Raw genomic sequence first — 13,932 nt, forward strand, 5'->3', positions numbered from 1 at the left:
TTTAAGTGTTTTGAATTAGCTCTGAATGTATGTTGGGAGCAAGGGGATTTTTCTTGTAATCTAACGAATGGGGCGTTTGACTTTACACAAACCCGAGTTGAATTGATATAACTATTAGGGTTATATTTATGTCCAACTTTTAAAGCCAACCATGACCCGCTATTATTTAATTGCCCTAGTTTTTTGTTTTCTTTCGTGCAAAGAGAAGACTACCAAACAAGAAAAGCCTAATTCACCGCCAAACGTTGTACTGATTTTTACTGATGACCAAGGCTATCAAGATGTAGGTGTTTTTGGTTCTCCCGATATTAAAACACCACATCTGGATCAAATGGCTTCTGAGGGTGTAAGACTGACAAATTACTATTCGGCCCAAGCGGTTTGTTCAGCATCCAGGGCAGGAATTTTGACCGGATGCTATCCGAATCGTATCGGGATTCACAATGCCTTGGGGCCAGACAATACCCATGGTATCAATGCTTCTGAAACTACCTTGGCTGAAATGCTTAAGGATAAGGGCTATACCACGGCAATTTATGGTAAATGGCATTTGGGGCATCATCCGATGTTCTTACCCACAAGACATGGGTTCGATGAATGGTTTGGCATTCCATATTCAAACGATATGTGGCCATTTCACCCTCAACAAGGGCCCATTTTCAATTTTCCAGACTTACCTCTTTATGAAAATGAAACAGTAATTGACACCGTGGTGGAACAATCTCAATTGACCACCCAAATAACAGAACGAAGTGTAGACTTTATCAATAGAAACAAAGACAACCCCTTCTTTTTATATGTGCCCCATCCACAACCACATGTCCCGTTGTTTGTTTCGGAAAAATTCAAAGGAAAATCTGAACGTGGATTGTACGGCGACGTGATTATGGAAATCGATTGGTCGGTCGGCCAAATTATGAACACGTTAAAAGAGAATGGATTGGAGGAGAACACTATTGTCATTTTTACTTCGGATAATGGTCCTTGGTTATCCTATGGCAACCACGCTGGAAGCGCTTTGCCTCTTCGTGAAGGAAAAGGCACTGCTTGGGAAGGCGGGCAAAGGGAGCCATTTATTATGAAATATCCGGCCAAACTTAAAGCTGGACAGGAAATCAATGTGCCCGTGATGGCCATTGATATTCTACCTACCATCGCTGAACTCACCGATGCAAAACTTCCTGAGAAGATTATCGATGGTCAAAGCATATGGAACGTATTGACCGGAGAAAGCAAAGAACCGGTTCAAGAAGCTTATTTCTTTTATTATCGCGTGAACGAGATGTTTGGAGTGCGCCACGGCAAATGGAAATTGTACTTCCCACATCGTTACCGCACTATGGATGGACAGGAACCAGGGAAAGACGGTCAACCTGGGGAATACCGTATGATCGATATGGAGGAAATTGAGCTATATGATGTTGAAAACGATGTTAGCGAGACCAAAAATGTGGCCGATGAGCACCCGGATGTGGTTGCCCACATCAAATATTTGGCCAATAACATGCGAAAGAAATTGGGAGATTCCTTACTTGAGTTGGAGGGTTCAGAAACTAGGGAGCCGGGGAGGTTGGATGAAGAAGCCCTTTAAGTTCAAACAGTTTACCATCCATCAAGACCGGTGTGCCATGAAAGTAGGCACGGATGGGGTTTTGTTGGGAGCATGGACTACATTGAAATCCCAGCCCTATTCCATTTTGGATATCGGTGCAGGTACGGGGTTGATAGCCCTGCAAATGGCGCAGCGCAGTAATGCAGAACTTATTGATGCCATAGAGGTGGACGAAAGCGCCTATGAACAGTGTGTCGAGAACTTTGAAGCTTCACCCTGGGCAGACCGACTATTTTGTTACCATGCAGGTTTGGATGAATTTGTGGATGAGATTGAGGACAAATACGATTTGATTATCTCAAATCCTCCGTTCTATTCGGAAGAGGTTTCGAGCGGGGATGAAGCTCGGGATACGGCACGTCAAGCCAATTCGCTTCCGTTCGATGAACTTTTGGAAGGAGTATCCAAATTACTAAACCCCAAAGGTATTTTTTCGGTAATTATTCCATTTAAGGAAGAAAGGGATTTTGTTTTATTGGCAGAAAGCTTTGGTCTTTTTGCAAACAGCATAACAAGGGTAAAGGGAAATCCAAATACCGATGTAAAGCGGAGTCTTTTGGCATTTGGTTTTTCCAAAGAAATGGTTGTGGAAGATGAATTGACCATAGAGTTGGAACGTCATCAATACACGGAGGAATATATCGACCTGACCAAGGATTTCTATTTAAAAATGTAACAAAAACAGCTTGCTCTGTTGTTTTTCATTCTTACCTTTAGCCAAATTTTTTTTGCATGAAACCTGATTTATTTGAAGCACCCGATTACTACAATTTGGATGATTTACTTTCCGAAGAACACAAATTGGTTCGTGATGCGGCCAGGCAATGGGTGAAGCGTGATATTTCGCCAATCATCGAGGAATATGCCCAAAAAGCGGAATTTCCAAAGGAGATAATTGGAGGTCTGGCAGAGATAGGGGCTTTTGGTCCATATATTCCAGAGGAGTATGGCGGTGCCGGTCTAGATCAAATTAGCTATGGTTTGATTATGCAAGAAATTGAAAGAGGGGATAGTGGGGTAAGATCTACTGCTTCGGTACAATCTTCGTTGGTAATGTATCCCATCTTTGCTTATGGAACGGAAGAGCAGCGAAAAAAATATCTACCAAAATTAGCAACCGGTGAATGGATGGGTTGCTTTGGACTTACTGAACCTAACCATGGGTCCAACCCTGGGGGAATGGAGACTAAATACAAGGATATGGGGGACCATCTTTTGCTCAATGGTGCCAAACTTTGGATTTCTAATTCGCCTTTTGCCGATGTGGCCGTAGTATGGGCGAAGAATGAAGAAGGACGAATCCACGGGTTGATTGTTGAAAGGGGCATGGAAGGTTTTTCAACCCCGGAAACCCATAATAAGTGGTCATTGCGGGCTTCCGCCACCGGGGAACTGATTTTTGATAACGTAAAAGTACCGAAGGAAAACCTATTGCCGGGCAAAAGTGGTTTAGGTGCACCATTGGGTTGTTTGGACTCTGCTCGCTACGGTATTGCGTGGGGAGCCATCGGTGCGGCCATGGATTGTTATGATACTGCATTGCGCTATGCAAAAGAACGTATCCAATTCGGGAAACCTATTGCTGCTACACAGTTACAGCAAAAGAAATTGGCCGAAATGATCACCGAAATTACCAAGGCCCAACTCTTGGCCTTCAGATTGGGTCAACTTAAAAATGAAGGTCGTGCGACCACAGCCCAAATTTCGATGGCCAAACGAAATAATGTGGATATGGCCATTAAAATTGCCCGGGAAGCAAGGCAGGTTTTGGGTGGAATGGGCATTACTGGCGAGTACAGCATTATGCGCCATATGATGAATTTAGAAAGTGTGATTACTTATGAAGGTACCCACGATATCCATTTATTGATTACCGGAGCGGATATTACAGGGATGCCTGCTTTTAAATAATTAGCATACTTTGTTGGGAAAACATAAAGGATTAATTTGATAGCAATATCGAATCATGCCACGCTATGGAATTTTACGAAAAGCAAAAAACATTCTTCTCGATCCAAAAGACAAAGGATCTTTCATTTAGAAAAGCGGCGCTAAAGCGACTTCGAGATGAAATTGTAAAGCAAGAAGATGCTGTTGCCGAAGCCATTTATACTGATTTCAAAAAACCACGGTTCGAAACATTTGTGGCCGAGACGCAGTTTGTATTGGCGGAAATCAACACCATGCTTAAGCATCTTGAATTTTGGGCCCAACCTGAAAGGGTTCCTGGTAATTTGGCCAACTTTCCATCCAAGAATTATATTTATAGGGAACCATTGGGGCAGGTTTTGGTCATCGCTCCGTGGAATTATCCTTTTTATTTGACCTTAGCCCCAATGGTCGGTGCAATAGCCGCTGGCAATACCGTAGTGGCAAAACCTTCGGAACTTACCCCAAATACTTCTGCAATTATTGAAAAAATCATTAGCCAAGTATTTGATGATGAATACGTGGTCGTTGTACAGGGTGGAGTGGAGGTATCCCAAAGGTTGTTGGCAAAACGTTGGAACCATATTTTTTTTACAGGAAGTCCACGAGTTGGAAAGATTGTATATGAAAGTGCAGCTAAGCATTTGACGCCGGTCACATTGGAGTTGGGCGGGAAAAATCCTTGTATTGTAGATGAAACTGCAAATATTTCCCTAGCTGCTAAACGAATTGTGTGGGGTAAATCCTTGAATTTAGGTCAAACCTGCCTTGCACCGGATTATCTTTTGGTGCACCATTCTGTTAAGAATAAATTGGTTCAGAAGCTTAAGGAGAAGATTGTTGGAACATATGGAGAGGACCAGACCGAATCACAAGATTTGGCTCGAATTGTAAATGAACGGCACTATGGGCGTTTGAAATCACTCTTGGAAGATCAACACATACTTTACGGAGGCAAAACTGTAGGTGAGGATAACTTTATGGGCCTTACCTTGGTCGATGAACCTGATTTGGACAGTCCATTGATGGAGGGAGAGATTTTTGGACCTATCCTGCCTATTTTTTCCTATAAGAATCAATCGGATATCGATGAGATTGTCAAACGGTATGAAAAACCTTTGGCGGCCTACATATTTTCAAACAAAAGGGCATCTCAAAAAGAATTTATAGCAAGATATGGTTTTGGAGGAGGGGCAATTAATGATACAGTAATTCAGGTCGCTAACAAAAAATTGCCTTTTGGAGGAGTGGGACATAGTGGGATTGGTGCTTATCATGGTAAAACCTCCTTTGATGTATTTTCCCATAAAAAAGCGATTGTAAAAAGAGGAAACTGGATAGATCCTCCAATACGATATGCCCCCTATAGACTACCAGAACGAATCGCAAAATGGGTCAAGCATTTGTTTTAGGCTCGTCCAGCGCATTGGAAATCTTACTTTCAAATACTTTTTTGCTGGTTTTCATGTCCGCATAACGGGGGTCGGGAATGTAATCCTGTTTTTTCATTTTTATGACCTCAATACTCAAAAAGCCAAACTCCTCTACCACTTTTCCATAAAAACGATAAATGCCCTTCCCCCTAAAATAATATTTGGCGGCCACTGGCGGAAAAAGTACCGTATCGAAGACTTCGCCGTGTTGATCCACAAGAGTAGCAAAGTGCATGCGTTTGCCACTATGGGTATTGGTGTTTTTTACGGTGATTAGATAGCCGTAAATATCGATATGCTTATTTAAATAATGAAGTAAATCCCGTTGGCCATTGGAATTCTTCGGAGGTTCGGCCAAAAGCTTAAAAGGGCTACAAAGACAAAAACCCAAAAGTTCCAATTGCTCAAAAGCAGTTTCCAGATTCGTAGTGTGTAATTTGGGAATCTTGAATTTTTGATGACGAGGCGGAAAGAGTTTAGGGTGTTCCAAACGGTCATTTTTAGAGAGCATTAAATGTACTTTCCATAGTAATTCGTGTTTGTTGATTTCGGTAAAGCGGAAAGCATCGATTCGGATGAGAATGGAGAGCTGTTCTACAGAAATGATAGTTCGGTCCAAAAAATCTTCCAAAGAAGCAAAGCTTCCATTGAGGTTTCGTTCCTTGATGATGCGTTCCATAACCCTGCTTTCCAAATCACGCAGGTACATCAACCCCAAATAAATATGGGTGTCGCAAATACGATTGTTTATGTTGCTATTGTTGATACAGGGAGGATGGATGGTAGCACCTATCATGCGGGCATCGTGAATGTAAAATTCAGAACGATAAAACCCTCCTCCGTTATTGAGAACGGCCACCATGTATTCCAAAGGAAAGTAGGCGCGTAAAAAAAGACTTTGATAACTTTCCACGGCATAGGAAGCGGAGTGTCCTTTGGCAAAGGCATAGCCTGCGAAACTGGCAACTTGATTCCATATTTCAAAAATAAGAGTATCAGCATAACCTTTTTTTCTACAGTTGGAGATGAATTTGTCCTTCACTTTTTGAAACTCTTCCCGAGAACGGAACTTTCCACTCATGCCCCTACGAAGCACATCGGCCTCACCTAGATCTAAACCTGCAAAATGGTGTGCTACTTTGATAACATCTTCCTGATAGACCATTACGCCATAGGTGTCCGGCATAATATCCAGCATTACGGGATGTGCTTTTTCTTCCGCTCTTCCCTGATTGCGGTGACGCAAAATATACTCTCGCATCATCCCACTTTTGGCGACTCCAGGTCGAATAATGGAACTGGCAGCCACCAATCCCAAGTAATTATCCACCTCCAATTTTTTGAGCAGCATCCGCATAGCGGGCGACTCCACATAAAAACATCCCATGCATTGGGCAGTTTTGATAAGGTTGTTTATGGTGGTGTCCGTTTTAAAACCTTTAATGTCATGGATGTCGATTTCTTGATGTTTTTCCGGTTGATTGTAGGCAATGATCTCCAAAGCTTCTTTAATCTTGCCTAGTCCACGTTGCCCCAAAATATCGAATTTGTAGAGGCCGACATCCTCGGCAATGACCATATCGTACTGGGTGGTGGGAAATCCCTTTGGAGGGAGATGGGTGGCCGAAAACCAATGTAAAGGTTTTTCGCTGATCAATATTCCCCCTGCATGTATGCTCAGATAGTTGGGCTTGTCCTTTAACAGCTTTCCATATTTAAGGACGAGTTTGGATATGCTGTCCAACTGGGATGGATTGTACCTCCCTGTGATCAAAAAATCAATTTCTTGTGCCGGGAGCCCAAAAACTTTACCCAATTCTCGGATTACTCCCCGCTCTTTAAAGGTAACATAGGTGCCCAAAAGGGCTACATGGTCAAAACGGTCAAAGATATATTGGGTCATGGCAGGCCTGTCGCGCCAAGAAAAATCGATATCAAAATCAGGTGGATTGGCACGGTAAAGATTGATGAAGCGTTCAAAATAGAGGTCTAGCTCCATGGGATCTACATCGGTAATGCGGAGCAAATAGGCCACAATGCTATTGGCACCGCTACCACGCCCCACATAATAAAACTCCCTTCGGCGTGCTTCGGACACAATGTCCCAATTGATAAGGAAATAGGAAACAAACCCCATTTTTTTAATGAGGTTCAACTCCTTATCCAATCGATTTTGAATCGAATTGTCTATCTCTTTATAGCGATAAGGAAGCCCTTCATAACATAGTTTTTCAATGAGTTTTTCATCTTCTTCCACACTTCCACTATAGCTGCTGAGATTTTGGGGTTTTCGACCTTTGGAAAAATCAAAATGAATGCTACAGCGATTGAGGAGTTTTTCGGTATTCTCCAAAATGAAACTGAATTCTGAAAAAGCAGCTGCCAAATTTTGAACAGGGAACATTTTTTCATTTTCATTGGCCTCTTCTTCCTTCGGAAGTTTGCTCAGTAATACATTGTTGTCGATGGCCCGTAATAAGCGATGGGCATTAAAATCATTTTTGTTGCGAAAGGTGACCGATTGCTGGACCACTAATTTGTCTTTGAGATTGACCAATCTTGAAAAGGGCAACCGTCTTAAATCTTGTATGGAAATCCCGATAAATTGATGGTCTGAAAAATCTTGTAGATTATTGAGCAAGACCTGTTCAAAAGGATAGATGACAAATGCATTTTTGAACGCTGGAGCCCGTTCGGGAATTTCCAAATCATCATAAAGATGGTAGGACAGGAAATTGTTTAGCTCCAAATAGCCTTCATTGTTTCGGGCGATTCCTATAAAACAAGGCTCAACGCCATTTCTAAAATCGATTCCCAAAATAGGCCTAACTCCATATTCTGGGGCCTTTCGCACAAAATTGAGGCAAGCAGAGGTGTTATTGATATCTGTGAGCGCTAGTTGGGTCACTTGGTTTTGTTGGGCAAGCTCCAATAGCTCCAGTTCGGAAAATGTTCCGTAACGCATGCTGTAATATGTGTGGCAGTTTAAGTACAATTGTCAGTTATCAGTTGTCAGTTGTCAGTTGTCAGATGTCAGTTGTCAGATGTCAGATGTCAGTTATTGCTAATTGCCATTGTTCATCGCTAATTGTTCATTGCCCATTGCCCATTGCTAATTGTCCATTGTCCATTGTTCATTGCCCATTGTAAACCGTTCATTGTTTTCTGTGCGCCAGAACCACAGGAGGCTCTCCATTAAAAGGATTATGCATACTGCCAATGGTCTTGGCACCCATGGCAGAGGCTCGGACAACACTTCGGCTACCAAATCTATTTCTCACATAATCCATAGCTTGATAAAGATTTAAGGCCTCCTCGGTATCCTCAAAAAGATTGATCTGATAATTTCCTGAAACTAAATGACTGAATCGTATTCCTATCAGCCGCACCAGCATTCGCTTATTGTATAGAACCTTGAAAAGCTCCAATATTTTTGGGATAAGGATGTGGTCCGCACTCGTATAGGGAATGCGCAATTGCTTGGAATACGTATTGAAATCCGAATACCGAATCTTTACGGCGATGCAGGCAGTCAATTTATCCCCTCGGCGTAGCTGATAGGCCAAATTTTCGGTCATGGCGATCAAAATGCCCTTCAACTTCACCACATCTATAGTGTCCTTATCGAAAGTGCGTTCAGTTGAAATTGACTTTCGGTCACAAAACGGAATTACGGGGGTATTATCCATTCCGTTGGCTCTTTTCCAAATTACCCTTCCGTTGGCGCCCAATACCCGCTGCATAATGTCCATGGGCATTTCTTGTACCGTTTGTACTTTTCGGATACCCAGGTTTCGAAGGGTTTGATAGGTTTTGTCTCCCACCATGGGAATTTTTTTGATGGACAGCGGGGCTAAAAAAGGTTTTTCACGTCCAAAATCTATTTTGAGTTGATTGTTGGGCTTTGCCTCGTTGGTGGCCACTTTGGAAACGACCTTATTTACCGATAAGCCAAAGGAAATTGGGAGTCCTGTTTCCTTTATGATTTTTTGACGCATCTCCGAGGCGTATTTGTAGGACCCAAAAAAACGGTCCATCCCGGAAAGGTCAGCATAGAACTCATCAATGCTCGATTTTTCAAAAAGCGGCACATGCTCTTTGATCATTTCCGTGACCACATCCGAATATTTGCTGTATGTGCCCGCATTGCCCCGAATGACCACGGCTTCAGGACAAAGTTCCTTCGCCATTTTCATGGGCATGCCCGAGTGCACCCCAAAACCACGGGTCTCATAACTGCACGCAGCCACTACACCACGATCACTTGTGCCACCCACCAATAGCGGCTTGTTTTTAAGCTCCGTATTGATGATACGCTCCACGGACACATAAAAAGTATCCAGATCTAGATGTAGAATGGTCTTTTCCATTATTCAGTTGAGAGAACAGCTAATTTATGGAATAATTCCTAAAAAATGGAAAATATCCAATAAAAGAAATAGAATAACGGGAATCTGACTTTTATCGGAAAATCATTTATATCTTTGCCGTGTTGTGTTGGATTTCAATCTATATGATTGGAATCAGGTTGAAACATCTAAAACGATGTTCGCCAATGAAAGGCTTTCCATATGGAAGGCTTTTTTTGTTAACAAGAACTTGGGTTTTGGGAAGCTTTTGCTGAACTAAAACGTATGGCGGAATCCTCAGGCTTTGTACAAAGTGTGTATCACATGATGGATCAATGAAGCGGCCAGCTTTGCTGTTTGTCCATCGATATCATATTTAGGATTCATTTCGGCAAGGTCCATACTTATCAATTTTCCCGAACCGATAATGGTCTTTAGGCACTCCAAAACAATTTGAGGCGTGAACCCCATAGGAGAGGGGGCACTGACTCCTGGCGCGTAAGCGGAAGAAAATCCATCTAAATCTATGGTCACATAAACTTTATCAACCGTTTTGATAAAAGCATTGATCCAAGTATTGATTTCATCCAAAAATTGGATTTGAAAGGTGTCGGACAAGATAAAATTGACATCCAGGTCCTTTGCAGTTTGAAAAAGTGACCGATCATTGGCATCTTTTCGGATACCCAAACAGAGATAATTAAAATTGCTGTCCTCTTTTTGACACTCCATTGCTATTTGATAGAAGGGAGTACCCGAATTGTTATTGGGAACATTCTTCCGAAGATCAAAATGCGCATCAAAATTGATAATTCCGATAGTTTGCCCTTCTTTCTTTGCGTCGAGATGGTTTTTGATGCCATGATAATGTCCATAAGCTATATCATGCCCTCCACCCAAGACAATGGGGAATTGTTTATTGGCCAAAAGTGTGCTCACCGCTTGGGAAAGTGCATTTTGGGCCGCTTCCATATCCTTGTTTTTACAGGTTATGGAACCCGCATCGTACAATTGTACATGACTTGGAAGGTGATTGGGTAATTTCCCAAAACTGGTTTTAATGACCTCCGGACCTTTAACGGCCCCAATTCTTCCCTGGTTTCGTTCTACCCCTTCATCACAAGCATATCCCAATAAGGTAATCGATTTTTTCGGTGGTTCGGGGATTTCTTCCAACGGAGCGCACTTCACTTTTTCATGAAGATAAAGGCTTTTGTTGCTGATCCGACCTTGCCAAATGTCCTTCTTGGGTTTGCTATAGTGTTTCATCATGCATCGAAAAGGTGGTCCAAAATATCGGTCTCCACCAGATTTGGTAAAGTTACTTTAAGATTTGGAGTTCGCTCCATTTCTCTTTTGATGGCAAACAAAGCTTCCTTGTTTCGAGCCCAACTTCTGCGGGAAATACCGTTGTTCACATCATAAAACAGCATATTCTTTAATCGGATGGAAGCTTCTTCCGAACCATCGAGTACCATTCCAAAGCCACCATTCGTGACCTCGCCCCAACCAACACCGCCTCCGTTATGAATGGAAACCCATGTCGCTCCGCGGAAACTGTCCCCAATCACATTGTGAATGGCCATATCGGCAGTGAACTTACTCCCGTCATAAATATTGCTGGTCTCCCTAAAGGGAGAATCGGTGCCGCTGACATCGTGGTGGTCCCGACCCAAGACTACAGGTGCGGATATTTCACCATGGGTTATGGCTGTATTAAAGGCATCTGCAATTTTGGCCCGACCTTCGGCATCGGCATATAAAATCCGAGCCTGGGAGCCTACGACCAATTTATTCTGTTCTGCTTCCTCGATCCATTTAATATTGTCCTGCATTTGCTGTTGGATTTCCTCTGGAGCTTCAGCTTTGATTTGCTTCATAACTTCCAAAGCAATGGCATCCGTTTTTTGTAGGTCTTTTGGATTTCCAGAGGTGCAGACCCATCTGAATGGACCAAAACCATAATCAAAACACATCGGTCCCAAGATATCCTGTACATATGATGGATATTTAAAGTCGATACCATTTTCGGCCATAACCTCACCACCTGCCCGCGATACTTCGAGCAAGAAAGCATTGCCATAGTCGAAGAAATAAGTGCCCCTTTCCGTGTGTTTATTGATGGCATCAATTTGTCGTCGCAATGACGCCTGTACTTTGGTTTTGAATGCTGATGGATTTTCGGCCATCATCAGATTGGATTCCTCAAACGATAATCCAACAGGATAATATCCACCTGCCCAGGGATTGTGCAATGAGGTTTGGTCCGAGCCCAAATGCACAAAAACATCTTCTTCAAGGAATCGTTCCCAAACTTCCACTATGTTACCGATGAAAGCCAGAGAAACAACTTCATTGTTGGCAATGGCAGTTTTTGTTCTTTGAACAAGCTCGGATAAATCCGTCAATAACTCATCTATCCACCCCTGTTCGTGTCTTTTTTTGGCTGCTTCAGGATTTACTTCGGCGCAAACCGTGATGCATTCGGCAATATTTCCTGCTTTGGGCTGGGCCCCGCTCATTCCACCCAAACCAGCGGTCAAAAATACTTTGCCCTTTGGGGAATCACCTTTGTCCAATACCTTTCTAAAAGCGTTCATTACGGTAATTGCCGTTCCATGGACAATACCTTGTGGGCCAATGTACATATAGGAGCCAGCGGTCATCTGACCGTATTGGGTAACTCCAAGTGCATTGAATTTTTCCCAGTCGTCCGGTTGGGAGTAGTTGGGAATCATCATACCGTTGGTCACAACAACTCTAGGCGCTTCTTTCGAAGATGGAAATAGTCCCATTGGATGCCCTGAGTACATGTGCAAGGTTTGTTCCTCGGTCATCTCGGCCAAATATTTCATCGTCAAAAGATACTGCGCCCAATTCTGGAAGACTGCCCCATTGCCTCCATACGTGATAAGTTCCTCAGGGTGTTGTGCCACGGCTGGGTCCAAATTGTTTTGGATCATCAACATAATGGCAGCAGCCTGTTTGGTTTTTGCCGGATATTCAGCAATTGGACGGGCATACATCGGGTAATCGGGTTTAAAACGATGCATGTAGATTCGACCATAGGTCTTGAGCTCCTCGGCAAATTCTACGGCCAATTCCCGATGCCAGGCTTTTGGAAAATAACGCAGCGCATTTTGAATGGCCAGTTTTTTCTCTGCCGCGGATAGAATGTCCTTGCGTTTAGGAGCTGGGTTTCCCGTTTCGGGATATGCTTTTTTCGAAGGCAATGCTGAAGGAATGCCCTGAAGAATGCTGACTTTAAACTCTTGTTTTATCATGATTTCTTTTCGTCTCCCTGAATTTTTTCAGGGCCTCATTATTCTATTTGTGTGATTCTGAAACATGCTTCGACTCCGCTCAGCATCCGTTCAGAATGACGTTATCTTTTTTCCATTTTTCCAAACGGCATTGGGTTTTAACTGTCCCTGGTGATAGGTGATTTCTTGATAGTTGTTGGTTGGGAAAGTCACAAAATCGGCTTGGCTTCCCATTTGTAAAACTCCCCTGTCGGTCAATTTTAAAGCAGCACTTGCCCTAAAGGTGATTCCGGACAATACTTCGGCATTCGACAACTTTTCAAAAGTTCCCAGAACACTTGCTTGCGTAAGTAAATCCCCCATAGGAGCTGACCCGGGATTGTGGTCGCTGGCAATCGCCAATGCTCCTCCGGCATCCAAAATCTTACGTGCTGGGGTATAGGCACATCCCAATCCCATGGAAGCTCCGGGCAAAGCCATGGAAATTACATCGCTTTTTGCCAAGAGCTGGATTTCTTTTTCGGTGCTTGCCTCCAAATGGTCGGCACTTAAAGCTCCAAATTGCACAGCTACCTTACTTCCTCCAGCAGTAAATTGGTCGGCATGAACGGTAATATCAAAGCCCATTTCTTTTGCTTTCTGAAAATATGGAGCAATTTCTTCCGAGGAAAAAGCACTTTCTTCAACAAAAGCATCTACTCGTGTAGCTAGGTTTTCTGATTTGATTGTGGGAAACAAGGTAGAGGTCATTTCCTCCAAATATGTGTTGTTACCGCTCCAATCTTTGGGTTTGATATGAGCGGCCAAGCAGGTGGCCACCAAATCAGCTTCAGTTTTATCATTGGCCTGTTTAATGGCCCTAAGCATTTTCAATTCTTGTTCCACAGATAGGCCATAACCACTTTTTACCTCAATTGTAGTGATGCCATTTTGCAAATGTTTTTGACTTCGTTCTAAAATTCCCTCAACAAGTTCCTCTTGAGTAGCTTTTCGGGTTTGGGTTACGGTGTCCCATATGCCCCCGCCGGCTTTGGCAATTTCCAAGTAAGAGATTCCCGCATTGCGCATCGCATAATCCCTTGCGCGGGTGCCACCAAAACAGATATGGGTATGGGCATCGACAAATCCAGGGAGACAAACTTGCTCTCCTTCTATATGATGGATATCGATATCACTTGTCTTTAAATCATTAAAAACACCAATTTTCTGAATTTTTCCTTCGGAAACCACAATTCCACCGTTTTCAATAATGGGCAATTGCTCATCTGCTAGTGCGCCCTTTATGGGTAGGCCAGACATCGGCAGTAATTGGGTAAACGGACCTATTAATATGGGTTTGCTCATGG

At 43.0% G+C, this 13,932-nt stretch carries 9 protein-coding genes; 4 read left to right on the top strand and 5 right to left on the bottom strand.

The window, feature by feature from the left end; all coding sequences use genetic code 11:
• Positions 1–151: 151 nt before the first annotated feature.
• From ACULLH_RS04385 to ACULLH_RS04400, 4 genes are all read left to right on the top strand, one after another.
• Positions 152–1,591 carry a sulfatase family protein gene (locus ACULLH_RS04385; RefSeq protein ID WP_454087507.1) on the top strand — a complete coding sequence of 480 codons (1,440 nt, stop codon included), beginning with the start codon at positions 152–154 and terminating at the stop codon, positions 1,589–1,591.
• Entirely contained in the window at positions 1,575–2,288 is a 714-nt protein-coding gene (locus ACULLH_RS04390; RefSeq protein ID WP_454087508.1) for a tRNA1(Val) (adenine(37)-N6)-methyltransferase, read from the top strand. Before ACULLH_RS04385 ends, ACULLH_RS04390 begins: the two co-directional genes overlap by 17 nt.
• Before the next feature lie 56 nt (positions 2,289–2,344).
• Positions 2,345–3,523 carry an acyl-CoA dehydrogenase family protein gene (locus ACULLH_RS04395; RefSeq protein ID WP_454087509.1) on the top strand — a complete coding sequence of 393 codons (1,179 nt, stop codon included), beginning with the start codon at positions 2,345–2,347 and terminating at the stop codon, positions 3,521–3,523.
• Between the two features lie 65 nt (positions 3,524–3,588).
• A complete protein-coding gene (locus tag ACULLH_RS04400) occupies positions 3,589–4,953 on the top strand; it encodes an aldehyde dehydrogenase (protein ID WP_454087510.1) in 1,365 nt (454 codons plus the stop codon).
• Here ACULLH_RS04400 and ACULLH_RS04405 read toward each other — a convergent pair.
• The 5 genes from ACULLH_RS04405 to hutI form a co-directional block, all read right to left on the bottom strand.
• Positions 4,937–7,969 (bottom strand): DNA polymerase III subunit alpha, encoded by a 3,033-nt coding sequence (locus ACULLH_RS04405; protein ID WP_454087511.1) that lies wholly within the window; start codon positions 7,967–7,969, stop codon positions 4,937–4,939. The two genes, ACULLH_RS04400 and ACULLH_RS04405, sit on opposite strands and share 17 nt — an antisense overlap.
• Positions 7,970–8,129: 160 nt before the next feature.
• On the bottom strand, positions 8,130–9,344 hold the full coding sequence (dinB, locus tag ACULLH_RS04410; RefSeq protein ID WP_454087512.1) for a DNA polymerase IV: 1,215 nt from the start codon (positions 9,342–9,344) through the stop codon (positions 8,130–8,132).
• 276 nt (positions 9,345–9,620) lie between these two features.
• Positions 9,621–10,595 carry a formimidoylglutamase gene (gene hutG, locus ACULLH_RS04415; RefSeq protein WP_454087513.1) on the bottom strand — a complete coding sequence of 325 codons (975 nt, stop codon included), beginning with the start codon at positions 10,593–10,595 and terminating at the stop codon, positions 9,621–9,623.
• Positions 10,592–12,607, bottom strand: coding sequence for a urocanate hydratase (locus ACULLH_RS04420; RefSeq protein WP_454087514.1), 2,016 nt, complete (start codon positions 12,605–12,607; stop codon positions 10,592–10,594). Before ACULLH_RS04420 ends, hutG begins: the two co-directional genes overlap by 4 nt.
• 90 nt (positions 12,608–12,697) lie before the next feature.
• Positions 12,698–13,930 carry an imidazolonepropionase gene (hutI, locus tag ACULLH_RS04425; protein ID WP_454087515.1) on the bottom strand — a complete coding sequence of 411 codons (1,233 nt, stop codon included), beginning with the start codon at positions 13,928–13,930 and terminating at the stop codon, positions 12,698–12,700.
• Positions 13,931–13,932 lie beyond the last annotated feature (2 nt).

Source organism: Flagellimonas sp. 2504JD4-2 (genome assembly GCF_053642935.1).